Annotated in this window: 17 protein-coding genes and 1 pseudogene; 8 read left to right on the top strand and 10 right to left on the bottom strand. The window is 70.9% G+C overall.

Features of this window, described 5'->3' with window-relative positions; translation table 11 throughout:
* Window positions 1-508: 508 nt before the first annotated feature.
* Window positions 509-1,099: a hypothetical protein gene (locus tag NUT86_RS17170; RefSeq protein ID WP_274736163.1), complete on the top strand. Its 591-nt coding sequence runs from the start codon at window positions 509-511 to the stop codon at window positions 1,097-1,099.
* Between the two features lie 157 nt (window positions 1,100-1,256).
* Here NUT86_RS17170 and NUT86_RS17175 read toward each other — a convergent pair whose 3' ends face one another.
* Complete coding sequence (locus tag NUT86_RS17175) at window positions 1,257-3,056, bottom strand: ABC-F family ATP-binding cassette domain-containing protein (RefSeq protein ID WP_274736165.1); 1,800 nt, start codon at window positions 3,054-3,056, stop codon at window positions 1,257-1,259.
* Between the two features lie 189 nt (window positions 3,057-3,245).
* On the opposite strand from NUT86_RS17175, the gene NUT86_RS17180 reads away from it, so the two are divergent.
* Together NUT86_RS17180 and NUT86_RS17185 are read left to right on the top strand one after the other, a co-directional pair.
* Entirely contained in the window at window positions 3,246-3,611 is a 366-nt protein-coding gene (locus NUT86_RS17180) for a hypothetical protein (RefSeq protein WP_274736168.1), read from the top strand.
* Window positions 3,612-3,643: 32 nt separating this feature from the next.
* A complete protein-coding gene (locus NUT86_RS17185) occupies window positions 3,644-4,396 on the top strand; it encodes an alpha/beta hydrolase (protein ID WP_274736170.1) in 753 nt (250 codons plus the stop codon).
* Between the two features lie 22 nt (window positions 4,397-4,418).
* On the opposite strand, the gene NUT86_RS17190 is transcribed toward NUT86_RS17185, so the two are convergent.
* Both NUT86_RS17190 and NUT86_RS17195 read right to left on the bottom strand, forming a co-directional pair.
* Entirely contained in the window at window positions 4,419-4,646 is a 228-nt protein-coding gene (locus tag NUT86_RS17190) for a hypothetical protein (RefSeq protein ID WP_018091088.1), read from the bottom strand.
* A gap of 107 nt (window positions 4,647-4,753) precedes the next feature.
* Window positions 4,754-4,969: a hypothetical protein gene (locus NUT86_RS17195; protein ID WP_109890301.1), complete on the bottom strand. Its 216-nt coding sequence runs from the start codon at window positions 4,967-4,969 to the stop codon at window positions 4,754-4,756.
* A 187-nt stretch (window positions 4,970-5,156) separates the two neighbouring features.
* Here NUT86_RS17195 and NUT86_RS17200 point away from each other — a divergent pair, with 187 nt between their 5' ends.
* The 3 genes from NUT86_RS17200 (at window position 5,157) to NUT86_RS17210 (ending at window position 6,633) form a co-directional block, all read left to right on the top strand.
* Complete coding sequence (locus NUT86_RS17200; RefSeq protein WP_018091090.1) at window positions 5,157-6,014, top strand: helix-turn-helix domain-containing protein; 858 nt, start codon at window positions 5,157-5,159, stop codon at window positions 6,012-6,014.
* Window positions 5,995-6,213, top strand: coding sequence for a DUF397 domain-containing protein (locus tag NUT86_RS17205; protein WP_093636704.1), 219 nt, complete (start codon window positions 5,995-5,997; stop codon window positions 6,211-6,213). Before NUT86_RS17200 ends, NUT86_RS17205 begins: the two co-directional genes overlap by 20 nt.
* Before the next feature lie 123 nt (window positions 6,214-6,336).
* Window positions 6,337-6,633 carry a DUF397 domain-containing protein gene (locus NUT86_RS17210; protein WP_381283291.1) on the top strand — a complete coding sequence of 99 codons (297 nt, stop codon included), beginning with the start codon at window positions 6,337-6,339 and terminating at the stop codon, window positions 6,631-6,633.
* Between the two features lie 59 nt (window positions 6,634-6,692).
* Here the strand turns inward: NUT86_RS17210 and NUT86_RS17215 are convergent.
* From NUT86_RS17215 to rsmI, 7 genes and pseudogenes are all read right to left on the bottom strand, one after another.
* Window positions 6,693-7,058, bottom strand: a pseudogene (locus tag NUT86_RS17215) (hypothetical protein).
* Window positions 7,059-7,242: 184 nt separating this feature from the next.
* Window positions 7,243-8,163 carry a 4-(cytidine 5'-diphospho)-2-C-methyl-D-erythritol kinase gene (locus NUT86_RS17220; protein WP_274736174.1) on the bottom strand — a complete coding sequence of 307 codons (921 nt, stop codon included), beginning with the start codon at window positions 8,161-8,163 and terminating at the stop codon, window positions 7,243-7,245.
* On the bottom strand, window positions 8,160-9,092 hold the full coding sequence (gene rsmA, locus NUT86_RS17225; protein WP_274736176.1) for a 16S rRNA (adenine(1518)-N(6)/adenine(1519)-N(6))-dimethyltransferase RsmA: 933 nt from the start codon (window positions 9,090-9,092) through the stop codon (window positions 8,160-8,162). Before rsmA ends, NUT86_RS17220 begins: the two co-directional genes overlap by 4 nt.
* A 22-nt stretch (window positions 9,093-9,114) precedes the next feature.
* Complete coding sequence (locus NUT86_RS17230) at window positions 9,115-10,269, bottom strand: resuscitation-promoting factor (RefSeq protein ID WP_274736178.1); 1,155 nt, start codon at window positions 10,267-10,269, stop codon at window positions 9,115-9,117.
* 169 nt (window positions 10,270-10,438) lie between these two features.
* Entirely contained in the window at window positions 10,439-11,314 is an 876-nt protein-coding gene (locus NUT86_RS17235; RefSeq protein WP_274736180.1) for a TatD family hydrolase, read from the bottom strand.
* A 33-nt stretch (window positions 11,315-11,347) separates the two neighbouring features.
* On the bottom strand, window positions 11,348-11,833 hold the full coding sequence (locus NUT86_RS17240; RefSeq protein WP_274736182.1) for a hypothetical protein: 486 nt from the start codon (window positions 11,831-11,833) through the stop codon (window positions 11,348-11,350).
* Window positions 11,834-12,007: 174 nt separating this feature from the next.
* On the bottom strand, window positions 12,008-12,877 hold the full coding sequence (rsmI, locus tag NUT86_RS17245) for a 16S rRNA (cytidine(1402)-2'-O)-methyltransferase (protein ID WP_018091099.1): 870 nt from the start codon (window positions 12,875-12,877) through the stop codon (window positions 12,008-12,010).
* Between the two features lie 88 nt (window positions 12,878-12,965).
* On the opposite strand from rsmI, the gene NUT86_RS17250 reads away from it, so the two are divergent.
* Entirely contained in the window at window positions 12,966-14,705 is a 1,740-nt protein-coding gene (locus NUT86_RS17250; RefSeq protein WP_159488002.1) for a dolichyl-phosphate-mannose--protein mannosyltransferase, read from the top strand.
* Between the two features lie 155 nt (window positions 14,706-14,860).
* Window positions 14,861-16,513, top strand: a complete 1,653-nt coding sequence (locus NUT86_RS17255) for a penicillin-binding transpeptidase domain-containing protein (protein WP_018091101.1) — start codon at window positions 14,861-14,863, stop codon at window positions 16,511-16,513.
* Window positions 16,514-16,528: the final 15 nt, after the last annotated feature.

Raw genomic sequence — 16,528 nt, forward strand, 5'->3', positions numbered from 1 at the left:
CAGTGGAAAGTGGACTCGTGCGCTGCATTTCCGGGTGCGTCGCCATCGCAGTGATGTGATGCCGACTCCTTCTCCGTGCAAAGGCTCAGGATGACCACCAGTCGTCCGACGTACTCGACGTGCTGTTGGAGGAGCCGGACATCGGGATGAGACCTCGCGTGATCAAGAAGCCTTTCTCGGGCTTCCGCTCGCGCCTCGAAAGAGAAAGACGTAGATGACTACTCCGCAACAGCCACCAGGTGGTTACGGGCAGACGCCGGGTTACGGGGCGTCTCAAGGAATGCCGCAGCCTGGGCCGCCGCAAGCCGGGTATCCGGCGGGGGCCGCCCCCGGTGGGCCGGCCCCGTACGGACAGCAGCCCCACCCCGCCGGCCCTGCGCCCTACGGGCAGCCCAGCCCCTACGGAATGCCGCAGCAGGCGCCCCCGTTCGGGTACGGCGGCGGGCCGGGGATGCCCCCCATACCGCCGAAGCGGAAGGCCGGGAAGGTCTGGGGAATTCTCGGCGCCGTGGCCGGAATGGTGGTGATCGGGACGGTGGTGTCGGCCACGGGGATCCGTGGTGGAGGGAGTTCGTCGGGCGGGTCCGACGGCGGGCCGAAGTACCGGATCACGGTGCCGCAGACGCTGGCGGGCGGGGAGTACAAGCTCGCCAAGGACATATCCCAGCAGGCCAGCGAGGCGGTGCCGCACGACGGGGCCAATGAGCACAACATCAAGGCGGCGGGCGGCCAGTACTCGTCCGGGACCAAGTCGCTGGTGATGCTGGGGCTCTACGGCGTCATCGACGATCCCGAGACGGCCATTGAGCACAGCATCAACGGCATGACGCGTGACGGTAAGACGGAAGTTGCCGTGGCGGACAAGGAGTTCACGCCCAGTGGGGGCGGTGATCCGCTCACCTGTGGTGTGGATGTGCGGACGGAGATGGGGCAGAAGGTCACGCTGCCGTTCTGCATCTGGGCCGATTCCAGTGCGAGCGCGAATGTCGCCGAAACCGACGCCTCGGAGCTGTCGAAGGATCCGCGGTCCGTCGACCTCCAGGAATTCGCGGACAAGGCGGCCAAGATTCGCAGCGAGGTCAGGAAGCCGGTGGGCTGAGGCCTCCCGCCCGGAGGCGGGCGACGCACAGCCCCTGAAGTTCCGCCGGTCACCGTGGTACCAGGTCGATCTCCCGCGGTGGGCGGCGTCGCTCCAGGAGCCGTGCGTCGGCCGCCCCGGACAGCAGGACCTACGGGACCGCCAGGGCCTAGAGGACCTACGCCTCCTCAGCCAACTCCAACCACCGCATCTCCAACTCATCCTTCTCCGCGCTCAGTTCGCGGAGCTGGGCGTCGAGGCCGGCGACCTTTTCGAAGTCGGTGGCATTTTCGGCGATCTGAGCGTGGAGCTTGGTCTCCTTGTCGCCGAGCTTGTCCAGCTGGCGCTCGATCTTCTGGAGTTCCTTCTGGGCGGCGCGGTTGACGGCGGCGGCCTTCTTGGGGGCCGAGGTCTGCGGGGCCGGGGCCGGGGTGGCGGCCTCGATGACCTGGCGGCGGCGGTCCAGGTACTCGTCCAGACCGCGCGGCAGCATCCGCAGCGTGGCGTCGCCGAGCAGGGCGTGGACGCGGTCGGTGGTGCGCTCGATGAAGTAGCGGTCGTGGCTGATGACGATGAGGGAGCCGGGCCAGCCGTCGAGGAGGTCTTCGAGCTGGGTCAGGGTCTCGATGTCGAGGTCGTTGGTGGGCTCGTCGAGGAAGAGGACGTTGGGCTCGTCCATGAGGAGGCGGAGGATCTGGAGGCGGCGGCGTTCACCGCCGGAGAGGTCGCCGACCGGCGTCCACTGCTTCTCCTTGGTGAAGCCGAACTTCTCGCAGAGCTGGCCGGCGGTCATCTCCCGGCCCTTGCCCAGGTCGACCCGCTCGCGGACCTGCTGGACGGCCTCCAGCACCCGCAGCGTCGGGGGGAGTTCGCCGACCTCCTGGGAGAGGTAGGCCAGCTTGACGGTCTTGCCGACCACGATCCGGCCGGCCACCGGCTGTGCCTCGCCCTGGGTGCGGGTAGCGTCGGCCAGCGCCCGCAGCAGCGAGGTCTTGCCGGCGCCGTTGACGCCCACCAGGCCGATCCGGTCACCGGGGCCCAGCTGCCAGGTCAGGTGCTTGAGGAGGATCTTCGGCCCGGCCTGGACGCTGACGTCCTCCAGCTCGAAGACGGTCTTGCCGAGGCGTGAGCTGGCGAACTTCATCAGTTCGGCGTTGTCGCGGGGCGGGGGGACGTCCGCGATCAGTTCGTTGGCGGCCTCGATGCGGAAGCGGGGCTTGCTCGTACGGGCCGGGGCGCCGCGCCGCAGCCACGCCAGCTCCTTGCGCATCAGGTTCTGCCGCTTGGCCTCTTCGGTGGCGGCGATCCGCTCCCGCTCGGCCCGGGCGAAGACGTAGTCGCTGTAGCCGCCCTCGTACTCGTGGACATCGCCGCGCTGGACGTCCCACATCCGCGTACAGACCTGGTCGAGGAACCAGCGGTCGTGGGTGACGACGACGAGCGCGGAGCGGCGGGCCCGCAGGTGCCCGGCCAGCCAGGAGATGCCCTCGACGTCGAGGTGGTTGGTGGGCTCGTCGAGAACGATCAGGTCCTGCTCGGCGATCAGCAGCTTGGCCAGCGCGATACGGCGGCGCTCACCACCGGACAGCGGGCCGATGACGGTGTCCAGGCCCTGGGTGAAGCCCGGCAGGTGCAGATCGCCGAAGAGGCCGGTCAGGACGTCGCGGATCTTGGCGTTGCCGGCCCACTCGTGGTCGGCGAGATCGCCGATGACCTCGTGCCGGATGGTGGCGGCCGGGTCGAGGGAGTCGTGCTGGGTGAGGACGCCGAGGCGCAGCCCGCCGTTGTGGGTGACCCGGCCGTTGTCCGCGTCCTCCAGCTTGGCGAGGATCCGGATCAGGGTGGTCTTGCCGTCCCCGTTGCGCCCGACGACGCCGATCCGGTCCCCCTCGTTGACGCCGAGCGAGACACCGTCGAGCAGGGCACGGGTCCCGTAGACCTTGCCGACGGCTTCCAGATTGACGAGGTTGACGGCCATCTCACTCCTGCACTTCAGACCTGCGCTTCCGACCTGCACTCCAGATCGATCGATCTCCCCAGCCTAGTCGGCGTGCGGCGGAGGTCCGCCGGGAGACAAATACCTGTGGATAAGTGCGGGGAGATGAGTACCGGGAGATGAGTAGCCGTACTGATGGCAGGGGCGGACGGCGGGCCTAGCGTGGGCCGCATGATCAACGACGAGGCGCCTACCGCCCTTCCCGTGCGCGACGAGGCACAGTCGGTGAGGGGTTCCGTCGTAGGCCGCATCTTCATCGGCCTGCTGATACTGGCGTTCGCCGGGGTGACTGGGCTGTTCGCGCCGCTGCTGGTGATGGCGAGCGACAGCTGCAACGAGGGCGACACCCGCATGATCTGCTCTGCGGGCGCCCAGCAGATCGTCGGCGGCCTGCCGGTCGCCGCCGCCTTCGTGGCCGCCCTCCTTGCGGTGGTAGGCATGGGCAGCAGGAGCGCGGCCGGCTGGGGCTGCCTGCTGGCGGCGCCGTGTGTGCTGGTCGTGTCCTGGGTGGTGTCGCTGGGCATCGCGGGCGCCTGAGGCGCCGCGCGCCCGCGATGTAACGTGCCGTCATGGCACCGGACATGGGCACGACAGTGCAGACGGAACGCGGGCTGGTCTACGGCCCGAGCGGCAAGCAGCTGGACGTCTACCGTCCGGCCGAGGCATCCGGGGCGGCGCCCACCGTACTGCTCTGGCACGGCATCGGCCCCGACGAGCGGGACGTCCTGGAGCCTCTGGCCCGGACGGCGGCGGCGCACGGGCTGCTGGTGCTCGTACCGGACTGGCGCTCGGACGCCGCGGACGGCGGCCGGGCACACCTGCTGGAGTCCCTGGCCTTCGCCCGCAAGGAAGCGGGCGGGCTGGGCGGCGACGGGGAGTCGTGCGTGCTGGCGGGCTGGTCGGCGGGAGCTGGGGCCGCGCTCGGCGTCGCGCTGCGGCCCGAGATCGCGGAGGGGTGGCGGCCGAGGGCCGTGGTGGGTGTGGCGGGCCGCTACGACCTGCCGGCGCGGACCACCGGGGCCGCGCCGCTGACCGACCTCGCCGCGGGCCGGGAGCCTGGCGTACCGGTTCACCTCGTCCACGGCAGCCGCGACCCCGTTGTGGAGGCCCGGTACTCCCGCGACCTCGCCGAGGCGCTGCGCGCCGCAGGCCGGACGTTCACCCTCCAGGAGCCGGACACCGACCACGCGGGCGTGATCATGACCGCGTACGACCCGGCGACGGACCGCTGCGTCCCTACGACTGCCGAGCATGCGGTACGGGCGGGGCGGGCGGTGGCCGAGGTGCTGACCGAGGCTGCCGGGGGCGGGGGCGCGGCGTAACGCTTCGGCCCCTCGTGGTGTGTCAACGGCGGCCGCCCCCGCCGGACGACCAGGAGTTGAGCCTCCGTACAGCCTCCTCCAGCTCCCGGCGCCGGGCGTCCTGATCCACGGGATGCCGTGCCGCCTCCGCAGGGCAGACGTACGGCCGGACGAGGCGACCATCCTCGTCGCACAGCGGGAGCAGTTCGGGCGGCAGTCGCCGGACACGTACGAGGCGCCGCCGCGCCGGAGCCTCCGGCAACCAGGCCATGGGCGAGAGGGCACCGGTACTACTGCTCGCCCGATGGCCGCCCCGCCCCGGAAGTAACCAACTCAGCAGCATTCCGAGGGTTGTTCGGGCGAGGCCCGGCAGTCCGTTCAACGGGCGGCCGCCTTGCGGAGGACCTCGGCGAGGCGGCGTGCGGTCGCCGCATTGCAGTTACCGAGGGCCACCAGCGAGACGCCGTAGACGCCCGCGAAGCCCGGCAGATCGACGCCGAGCGACGGCAGCGTGATGCCGTGGTCCTTCAGCGCGGTGCGCAGCTCTTCTGCGCTTTCGTGTACGTCGTCGGGGAGGGAGCGATCGAGGGGCATGGACCCCGCCTTTCTGTACGCATAGCAATGAACCGCTTACAGAGTGAGGTGACGCGGCGTAGCGTGAAAGGGGTTTGGGCTCCCGGGCGCGGTCCGGGGAATGCGCGGTGTGACGTGGTGGAAATGTGGGAACCGCCGGGGCCCGTCCGCAATCACTGTGAATCAGCTACACGTACGGCGGTGAACCGTGGCACGACGCAAGGACATCGACGGGTCGGCGGGAGTTCCGACCTTCTACGGCAAGGAGCTGCGCTACCAGCGGGAGTTGGCCGGCCTCACGCTCCAGCAGCTGGTTGAGGGAAGCTTCTACGGCCCCAGCCACCTCAGCGAGATCGAGCGCGGCGAACGACGGATGCCGGCGGAGCTGGCCGAGCACGTGGACAAGACGCTGAAGACCGATGGCTTCTTCCGACGGCGCTGCGAGGACGTGCGGAAGGCGAGGCGGACAGGCCATGCCGAGTACTTCGAGCGCGTATTGGAGGCGGAGAAGTACGCGGCAAGCATCGAGGAGTGGTCCCCTACCGTCATTCCTGGTTTGTTGCGGACCGAGCCGTACACACGAGCAGTGGCGCAGGCGGCGCATCCGCTGGCGTCCGACGCAGAGGTGGACGAGAAGGTCCAAGCCTCCATGGCCCGTGCCTGTCTGTTCGAGGGCGACCAGAAGACTCCAGAGTATTGGGCGATCCTGCACGAGTCGCTGCTGCGCCACCCGATCATTCCGCCGGACGCTGCGGCCGACCAGCTAGACCACATCTCAGCCCTGGCACGGAGCCGCCGGATCGTTCCACAGATCCTTCCGTGGAACTGCGGACCGCATCCCCTCATGGTGGTGGGCTTGACCAAGATCATGACCTTTACGGATGCTCCGCCACTGGCCTACCTGGAATCGCAGTACAGCGGTGACACGATCGATGATCCGGCCCTCGTGCAGAAGTACCGCAAGGCATACGATTGGCTCAGGGCCGCCGCGCTGCCGCCGAAGGCGTCCCTCGCCATGATCGAGAAAGCGGCTGAGGATTATCGAAATGGCAAACAGCCACATTGACTTGAGCACGGCCGCCTGGCGCAAAAGCAGCTACAGCAACGGCGACGGCGGGGACTGTGTCGAGGTGGTCGACGACCTCCCCGGCATCATCCCCGTCCGCGACTCCAAGGACCCACACGGCCCCACGATCGTCTTCCCGGCCAACGCCTGGTCATCCTTCGTCTCTGCCGTCAAGAACACCAACCTTCCGGGCATCTGAGTTCACCCGAACACCCGAGGGCGCGGGGCGAGACCGCGAGAATGCCGCCCCGCCGCGTTGTGGCCCCGCGGGGCGGGCAGGCTTCCGTTGCGGGGGTCGAAGCAGCGGCAGGGGATGACCGAAATGGCAAACAGCCACGTTGACTTGAGAACCGCCGTCTGGCGCAAGAGCAGCTACACCAACGGCGACGGCGGGAACTGTCTCGAGGTCGCCGAGGGCTTCCCCGGGGCCGCCCGCTGGCGCAAGAGCACGTACAGCAACGGCGACGGCGGCAACTGCGTCGAGGTCGTCGACGACCTCCCCGGCATCGTCCCCGTCCGCGACTCCAAGGACCCACACGGCCCCGCGATCGTCTTCCCGGCCGCCGCTTGGACGTCCTTCATCTCCGCCGTCAAGGACACCGACCTCCCGAGCGTCTGAACTCTCCCGGGTGCTTGAACGCTTCCAGCCGCTGGCTACCAAGGCACGCTTCTGCGTGGTCAGTTCAGCGCTTTCTCAATCGCCTCGAAGATGTCGGCGTCGGTCTCCTGCTGCCAGGCCGGAAGGTCGGGCCAGTCCGCGACGTAGCCCGGCTTCGGGTCGTCGAAGTGCTTGAACATCTGGGCCGTCCAGCAGGTCGCGACGAAGCGGCCTTTCTGCTCCCGGGACAGCCTGGACGTGTGCCCGTCGCTGATCTCGATGAAGTGGCGCACCTGCTCGTAGACGGACCCGGCGGCCTCGCGCTCTCACTGCGGGGTGTCGGCCCACGGAGTGACGTAGCCGGCCTTCGGCTCCCCGGGGAAGTGCTGGTGCACTCCCGCAATCCAGGTTTCCCGGAACAGTCGTGCACCCTCGGTCTGCGACATGTCATCCCCTCTTGTCACGGCGTGCTCAGCGTGGCGATCTCCGCCCCCAGCTCAGCCACGCGGTGGTCGCGGCTCAGGGGGCCGAACTCGTCGCACAGGTCTCGGAGTCTACGAGCGATGTACCCGGAGGATTTGGCCCCGCAGCGCCATCGCCGCCCCGACAGTTTCGAGAACCGCCCCCGCCCTAAAGAACCCTCGCCCCCACCGCCGGAGAATCCGCCACCCGCACCTGGCGGCACGTCCCCGACGCCATCAGCGCCGACGCCACCTCGCCTGCCGCCTCCGCGTCCTTGACGAGGAAGGCGGTGGTCGGGCCGGAGCCGGAGACCAGGGCGGCCAGGGCGCCGGCTGCGGTGCCCGCCTCCAGGGTCGCGGTCAGTGACGGGCGCAGGGAAAGCGCCGCGGGCTGGAGGTCGTTGGACAGGGCCGAGGCGAGGGCGGTGGCGTCGCCGGACTCCAGGGCGGTCAGCAACTCAGGGGCCGCCTCCGGCTCCGGCACGTCCGTCCCTGCCGTCAGGCGGTCGAACTCGCCGTAGACGGCGGGGGTGGACAGGCCGCCGTCGGCGACCGCGAAGACCCAGTGGAAGGTGCCGCCGACGGGCAGGGGGGTCAGCAGTTCGCCGCGGCCGCGCCCCAGTGCCGCGCCGCCGACCAGGCTGAACGGGACGTCGCTTCCCAACTCGGCGCAGATGGAGAGGAGTTCGTCCCGCGAAGCCCCGGTGGACCAGAGGGTGTCGCAGGCCAGGAGGGCGCCGGCGGCGTCCGCGCTGCCGCCCGCCATGCCGCCCGCTACGGGGATGTCCTTGCGGATGTGGAGGTGGACCTTCGGTTCGATGCCGTGGCGGGCGGCGAGGAGTTCGGCGGCGCGGGCCGCCAGGTTCGTGCGGTCCAGGGGGATCTGGTCGACGTCGTGGCCCTCGGCGGTGATGCGCAGGGTGTCCGAGGGGGTGGCGGTGACCTCGTCGTGGAGGCCGACGGCGAGGAAGACGTTCGCCAGGTCGTGGAAGCCGTCCGCGCGGGCGGCGCCCACGGCCAGCTGGACGTTGACCTTGGCCGGTACGCGGACGGTGACCGAGGCGGCGGTCGTGTTGGTCGTGTCGGTCATGCCTGCTCTCCCCCTGATGTGTGTGCTCCCCCCGACTGCCGGATGCCGGGCGCTCCGCCCGGTCCCTTGTGTTCGGCGATCCGCGCGAACTCCTCCACGGTCAGTGCCTCCCCGCGGGCCTGCGGGGAGATGCCCGCGGCGACCAGGGCGGCCTCCGCGGCGGCGGCCGATCCGGCCCATCCCGAGAGCGCGGCGCGCAGTGTCTTGCGGCGCTGGGCGAAGGCCGCGTCGACGACGGCGAAGACCTCGTCGCGGCTCGCCGAGGTCTCGATCGGCTTCTCGCGGCGGACGAGGGAGACCAGGCCGGAGTCGACGTTGGGGGCGGGCCAGAAGACGTTGCGGCCGATGGCGCCGGCCCGCTTGACCTCGGCGTACCAGTTGGCCTTCACGGACGGCACGCCGTAGACCTTGTTGCCGGGGCGGGCGGCCAGCCGGTCGGCGACCTCGGACTGCACCATGACCAGGGTGCGGTCGATGGTGGGGAAGGTCGCGAGCATGTGCAGCAGCACCGGCACGGCGACGTTGTAGGGGAGGTTGGCGACCAGCGCGGTGGGCGCGGGGCCAGGCAGCTCGGTGACGTGCATCGCGTCGCTGTGGACCAGCGCGAAGCGGTCGGCGCGGCCGGGCAGCCGGGCCTCGACGGTGGACGGCAGCGCCGCGGCCAGCACCTCGTCGATCTCGATGGCGATGACCCGGTCGGCGGCCTCCAGCAGGCCCAGGGTCAGCGAGCCGAGGCCGGGGCCGATCTCCACGACGACATCGTCGGGCCGGACACCGGCGGTCCGCACGATCCGGCGGACGGTGTTGGCGTCGATGACGAAGTTCTGGCCGCGCTGCTTGGTGGGGCGGACGCCCAGCGCGGCAGCCAGCTCGCGGATGTCGGCGGCGCCCAGCAGGGGCCCGGGATCGTCGGTGGTGCTCTTGCTCATGCCACAGCCTCGTTGCGCTCGTTCACCCGTGAAGCTTACGGCCGCAGACCGGCCACGGGCTCGCCCCCCGGCTGATGTAGAGCTTCTTGGCCCGGTAGGTCTGCTCGCTGGCGGGTGCGTCCTGTGGCCGGCCGCGGCCGCCGAGGGCCCGCCAGGTGGCGACATCGAACTGGTAGAGCCCGCCGTAGGTGCCGGAGGAGTCGACGGCGTGGGGTCGGCCGCCCGCCTCGCACTGGGCCAGCGCGTGCCAGGCGAGGTGGTCGGCGCCGCGCACGGAGGTGGGCAGGTCCCGGATGCCGAGGTGCACGATCTGCGGGCGCGGGGCGCGCACGACCTCGCTGTGCAGCCGCTTCGGTTTCTGCCTGACGCCGTTGACGGTGCGCACCCTGTAGGTGATCCGTCGCACACCGGGCCGCCCCTGCTGGACGACCGCCACGGTGCCGCGGGCCAGGCGGGGGTCGGTCCGGTGGACCGTACGGAAGGGGATGGGTTTCTCGCGGACCTCCTTGGAGCCGGTGATCCGCAGCACCGAGATGGTCTGGCCGTCGTACGGGAAGCTCTCCGGCGGCGCCGAGGTGGTGTCCTGGCCGCGCAGGGCGAGGCCGGCCTCCGCGAGGGCCTCGCGGACGGTGGCCGCGTTGGTGCGGACCCGGTGTTCGCGGCCGTCGGCGACGATCACCACCGAGCGTTCGGTACGGACCGCCAGCTCCATGCCCCGCTGGGCGATGCGCCGGGAGCGGGAGGCCGACAGGTAGGCGCCGTCGGCGCGGACACCGAGCTGGTCGAGTGCGCCGGCGACGGTGTCCGCGGTGGTCCACACCGTGCGGCGCTGCCCGTCGATGGTCAGCACGACCGGGCGGCCGTGCCGGACGACGACCTCGTCGCCGCTGCGGAGGGCGGTGCCGGGGGCGGGGGCGACGATGTCGTGGGCGCCGATGTCGAGGCGCTCGTGGGCCAGCAGATCGTCGACGTCGGCAGCGAAGGTGTGCAGGGTGCGCGGGGCGCCGTCGACGGTGAGCCGGACCGCCTTGTCGTGCGCGATGAAGGCGGTGGTGCCGCCCGCGAGGAAGGCCACGACCAGGGCCCGGGGCAGCAGCAGGCGCAGCGCGTCGGGGTGTTCGGCACGGCGTCTGCGACGGCCGCGCGCGGCGCGGTGGCTGCTCTGCGAATGACTCACGGCGCGCTCCACATGCCCCGGCTGCGGTTGACTGCGGGAATGTAGCGGAGTCGGCGTCACTCTCCCAAGTCGGGTCGATACGGAAAGTGACCGGATCGGGGGATGCGGGAGGGCGTCGCGGTGGGGCGTACGGGTCCTTCGGCGGCCGGTGGGAGTCGGTCGCGAACCGTCAGTAACCGAAGGCCCGCGCCGTGTTCGCCGCGATGGCGGTGGCCAGTGCGTCCTCCGTCATCGCCGTGACCTCGGCCATCGCCCGCAGCGTGACCGGAATGAGGTACGGGGCGTTGGCCCGTCCGCGGTACGGGGCGGGCGTGAGGAAGGGGGCGTCGGTCTCGACGAGGACCAGTTCGGGCGGGGCGACGGAGAGTGCGTCGCGCAGCGGCTGGGCGTTCTTGAAGGTGACATTGCCGGCGAAGGACATGAAGTAGCCCGCCGCGGCGCAGATCTTGGCCATCTCGGCGTCGCCGGAGTAGCAGTGGAAGACGACCCGGTCGGGTGCGCCCTCCTCGCGCAGGATCCGCAGCACATCGTCGTGCGCCTCGCGGTCGTGGATGACCAGGGCCTTGCCGTGCCGCTTGGCGATCTCGATGTGCGCCCGGAAGGACGCCTCCTGGGCGGCCATGCCGTCGGGGCCGGTACGGAAGTAGTCCAGGCCGGTCTCGCCGACGCCGCGGACCTGCGGGAGGGCGGCCAGCTTGTCGATCTCGGCGAGTGCGGCGTCCAGGGCACTGTCACCGCCGGGCTCCCGGGCTCCCTGCCGGGACCAGCCGTCGGGGTCGCCCAGGACGATGCGGGGCGCCTCGTTGGGGTGCAGGGCAACGGTGGCGTGCACGCTGTCGTGGGCCGCGGCGGTCTCGGCGGCCCACCGCGAACCGGCCAGGTCGCAGCCCACCTGGACCACGGTGGTGACCCCGACGGAGGCGGCCTTGGTGAGCGCCTCCTCGACGGTGCTCTCCTGCATGTCCAGGTGGGTGTGCGAATCCGCGACCGCCACCCGAAGGGGTTCGGGCAGCGGCGGCGGGGTGTTCTTGTCCTGCGGTGCCATGGCCGCGATCCTACGAGGGGCGCGGCGCGGAGCTCACCTGCGGTGGTGCTGGAAGGGGTGCAGCAGGTCGGAGAGGTGCCAGTGGTGGCGTCCGGCGTCCTTGTCCCCGGCGGTGCCGGCGGCGGGGTCCGGGTCCGGGTCCGCCGCTGGGGTTTCCTTCTTCTTCTCGCCGCCGGGCTTCTCGCTGCCGGGCCGGCGCTGGTGCATGCTCGCCATCGCGGCGGAGACCATCGAGACCTGCCCGGAGCGCATGATGCGGACGACGTCGGCGCCGCAGTTCAGGCAGGTGGGGCAGGTCAGCGGCGACGGGACGCGCACACCGTCGGCGTAGTAGACGACATGCGGCTCCCCCTTGCCGTCGACCTGGTGGACTATCTCGTAGGCCTGTTCCCAGCCGTAGCCGCACCGCATACAGGCGAAGGAGTACGCCTCGTGCGCGGCGGCGTCGGGCCGGGGGGCGGGGTGATCTCCGCTGGTGGTGGTCGTGGAAACGCCGGTGGGCTTCGCGAAATCGTTCATGTGCTGCGCTCCTCTTGTCCGCTGGACAAGGTGTCCGGGAACCGTTCGTCCCACGACCAGTGGACGCCTTTCCCGGTCACAAAGCAGCTGATCGCCGACCGTATTGGCCCAGATTTGGCCGGGGGCAGGGAAAACTCCCCGCCATCCCGGTCTGCGCTTTACTTTTCAGGCCAGTCATTTACCTTCTGATGGGTCGGTTTTCTCTGCGTTCTTCGCCGCGACCACCGCGTCGAAGACCTCGCGCTTGGGCAGCCCGGCGTCCGCGGCGACCGCGGCGATGGCTTCCTTGCGGCGCTCCCCGGCCTCCTCGCGGACCCGCACCCGGCGCACCAGCTCCTCGGCGCCCAGGTCCTGCGGCCCGGTGTCCGGGGCGCCCTCGACGACGATGGTGATCTCACCGCGTACGCCCTCGGCCGCCCAGGGCACGAGGTCCTCCAGCCGCCCGCGCTTGACCTCCTCGTAGGTCTTGGTCAGCTCCCGGCAGACCGCGGCGCGCCGGTCGGCGCCGAAGATCTCGGCCATCGCGGCGAGGGTGTCGTCCAGCCGGTGCGGCGCCTCGAAGTAGACGAGGGTGCGCCGCTCGCCTTCGACCTCGCGCAGCCGGGTGCGCCGCTCGCCGCCCTTGCGGGGCAGGAACCCCTCGAAGCAGAAGCGGTCCACCGGCAGCCCGGAGACGGCCAGGGCGGTGAGCACCGCGCTGGGGCCCGGTACGGCGGTGACCTTGATGTCGCGTTCGACGGCCGCGGCGACCAGCCGGTAGCCGGGGTCGGAGACCGAGGGCATCCCCGCGTCGGTGACCAGCAGCACCCGCGCCCCGCCGGCCAGCGCCTCGGCCAGCTCGGGCGTCCGGGCCGCTTCGTTGCCCTCGAAGTACGACACGATCCGCCCGGACGGCTGGACCTCCAGCGCCTGGGTCAGCCGGCGCAGCCGCCGGGTGTCCTCGGCGGCGATCACATCGGCGGCGGCCAGCTCGGTGGCGAGCCGCGGCGGCGCGTCCGCGATCTCTCCGATGGGCGTCCCTGCAAGTACCAGCGTTCCAGTCACCTTCCCATCCTCCCAGGGCGCCGCCGTGCCCCGGCCGGTCGGTGTCCCCCGGTGTGCTCCACGCCGGTCCACAGGCGGCTTCCCTACGATGGGCCGGGTGACGAGTGACACCACCGCGACCGACGCCGCCGCGCAGCACGCCCCGGAGCCGCCCGGAGCGCCCCCCGTGTGGCAGCGGCGACTGCGCCGCTTCGGGCTTCCCGTCCGCCCGCAGACCGATGTCCGCACGCGGCTGGTGCCCGCCTTCCCCGAGCCGAGCGGTCGTCTGTGGGCCGTGTTCGGCGCGGGCCCGGAGGCCGCGGCCCGGCTGACGCGCTGGTCGGCCTGGGCCGGTCCGCTGCTGGTGGCGCTGTTCGCCGGGGTGCTGCGGTTCTGGAACCTGGGCAGCCCGCGGAAGGTGATATTCGACGAGACGTACTACCCCAAGGACGCCTGGTCGCTGCTGCAGTACGGCTATGAGGGCACCTGGGCCAAGAACGCCAATGACGCGCTGGTCGGGCATCCGCCGGAGCTGCTGCTCTCGCCGGAGCACTCGTATGTCGTCCACCCGCCGATGGGCAAGTGGCTGATCGCGCTCGGCGAGGGCGTGTTCGGGATGAACCCCTTCGGCTGGCGGTTCATGGTGGCGCTGCTCGGCACCCTCTCGGTGCTGCTGATCTGCCGTATCGGCCGCCGGCTGCTGCGCTCGACGGCGCTGGGCTGCCTGGCGGGCACCCTGCTCGCGGTGGACGGTCTGCACTTCGTGATGAGCCGGACCGCGCTGCTCGATCTGATCGTGATGTTCTGGGTGGTGGCCGCGTTCGGCTGTCTGCTGGTGGACCGGGACCGCACCAGGGCCCGGCTGGCGGCGGCGCTGCCGGTCGGCCCGGACGGCTTGGCCCGCCCGGACGAGAGCGTCGGCGACCGGCTGCGGCTCGGGTGGCGCCCCTGGCGGATCGCGGCGGGGCTGTGCCTGGGCCTGTCCGCGGCGACGAAGTGGAACGGCCTCTACTACCTCGCGGCCTTCGCCCTGATGGCGGTGCTGTGGGATGTCGCGGCACGCCGTACGGCCGGCGCCCGGCGCCCCTTCCGCTCGGCCCTGCGCCGCGACGTCCTGCCCGCCTTCGGCGCCACCGTCGTCGTCGCCGTCGCCACCTATCTCGCGTCGTGGTCGGGCTGGATCGCCACCAAGGGAGGCTACTACCGCGACTGGGCGACCACACCGGAGGGCCGTACGGGGGCCTGGGTCTGGGTGCCGGACTGGCTGCGCAGCCTGTGGCACTACCAGACCGAGGTCTACTCCTTCCACACCGGACTGACGACCCCGCACACCTACCAGTCCAACCCGTGGAGCTGGCTGGTGCTGGGCCGTCCGGTCTCGTACTTCTACGAGGACCCCAAGGCCGGCCAGGACGGCTGCACGGTGGCCGAGGGCTGCGCCCGCGAGGTGCTGGCGCTGGGCACCCCCCTGCTGTGGTGGGCGGCCTGCTTCGCCCTCCTCTATGTCCTCTACCGCTGGCTGTTCCAGCGGGACTGGCGGGCCGGGGCGATCCTGTGCGCCGTCGCGGCCGGCTATCTGCCGTGGTTCCTCTACCAGGAGCGGACCATCTTCCTCTTCTACGCGGTGGTGTTCGTCCCGTTCCTGTGTCTGGCGCTGGCGATGATGATCGGCGCGATCATCGGGCCGCCGGGCTCGACGGAGCGCCGCCGCACGATCGGCGCGGTCGGCGCCGGTGTCCTGGTTCTCCTGATCGCATGGAATTTCATCTACTTCTACCCCCTCTATACGGGGATGCCGATCCCCAAGTCGGCCTGGCACCACCGGATGTGGTTCGACACCTGGGTGTGAGCGACGGCCATTCGACAGTTCCGTAACAGCTGTACAACAGCGCGTCACCGGACCGTGCCCGTATCGAGACTCAGGGCCCTCCCGTGTCCCTTAGAGTGCGAGGCACGTTCTTGTGTGCGTATTCAGGGACGACGCTCTGGGAGGGAATCGGTGGCATGCGCCGTGAGGTGAAGTACGGGCTGATCGGCGGATCGGTGGCCCTGGTGGCGGGAGTCGTGGGCGGCTTCACGCTGTTCGGCGGCTCGGACGAGTCGCCGCAGGAGGTCAGGTCGGCGGATGCCAAGTCGGGCGAGAACGGGACCAAGGTGGCAACCGGCCCGTTGTCGGCCAAGGAAGTGCAGACGACGTCGCGGGAGTTCCTGACCGCGTGGCAGTCCGGTGACGCGGCAAAGGCGGCCGGGCTGACGGACGACCCGGCGAAGTGCAAGAGCGCCCTGGAGGGCCTCGCCAAGCAGGCGCGGTTCTCGAAGGTGACGCTCACGCCGGGCGCGCCGACGGGTGGCAAGGTGCCGTACACCGTCGCCGCGCAGATCGACTACAAGGGCGCCAAGTCCGCCTACTCCTACCGCACCTCCGCGACCGTGGAGCGCGACAAGGCCACCGGAAAGCCGCAGATCGCCTGGCAGCCGACGATGATGCACCCGGGCCTGGCCAAGGGCGATCAGCTGCGTACGGGCGAGGCCGAGGCGCCGCCGATCAAGGCCGTCGACCGCAAGGGCGCCGCGCTGACCCCCGAGGCGCATCCGGCGCTGGCCGGGGTGCTGGACAGCCTGCGCGACAAGTACGGCGACAAGACCGACGGCAAGCCGGGCGTGGAGCTGTTCATCCACCGCGCCAAGAGCGCCAAGCCCGCCGACCAGCTGCCCGACAAGACCCTGAAGGTGCTCTCCAAGGGGACGCCGGGCACGCTCAAGACCACCCTGGACGCCGGAATGCAGTCGGCGGCCGAGCGGGCGGTCAAGGGCAAGAAGTCCGCCTCCGTGGCGGCGGTCAAGCCCAGCACCGGCGAGATCCTGGCGCTCGCCAACTCCCCGGAGAAGGGCTTCAACCTGGCCACCCAGGGGTCGCTCGCGCCCGGCTCGACGATGAAGGTCGTGACCGCGGCGATGCTGATGGACAAGGGCATGACCTCGCCGGGCAAGTCCCACCCGTGCCCCAAGTACGTGACGGTCGGCGGCTGGAAGTTCCAGAACCTCAACAAGAGCGAGATCAAGAACGGCACCTTCGCGCAGAGCTTCGCCGCTTCCTGCAACAACGCCTTCATCTCGCAGGCCAAGGACCTCAGCGACGACGATCTGACCAAGGAGGCCCGGGACGTCTTCGGCATCGGCCTGAACTGGCAGACCGGCATCCCCACCTTCGACGGCGCGGTGCCGGTGCAGAGCGACGCCCAGATGGCGGCCTCGCTGATCGGCCAGGGCGGGGTGCGGATGAACCCGCTCAATGTCGCCACGCTCTCCGCGACGGTCCGGGCCGGCTCCTTCCACCAGCCGTACATCGTCTCCCCGTCGCTGGACCACCGGACGCTCGCCAAGGCCCCCCGCACGATGAAGCCGTCCACCCTCAGCGGTCTGCGGTCGCTGATGAAGCTGACCGCGACGTCCGGTACGGCCGCCGAGGCGATGTCCGGGGTCAGCGGTGACGTCGGCGCCAAGACCGGTTCCGCCGAGGTCGACGGCCAGAAGAAGCCCAACGCCTGGTTCACCGCCTACCGCGACGACCTCGCCGCGGCGGCCGTCGTCCCGGCCAGCGGCCACGGCGGCTCCAACGCGGGCCCGGTGGTCCGCGCCCTCCTCACCGCCGGCTGACGCGCGCGGGGCGCC

The sequence above is a fragment of the Streptomyces sp. G7(2002) genome (genome assembly GCF_028870195.1).
In the GTDB taxonomy this organism is placed as follows: domain Bacteria; phylum Actinomycetota; class Actinomycetes; order Streptomycetales; family Streptomycetaceae; genus Streptomyces; species Streptomyces nigrescens.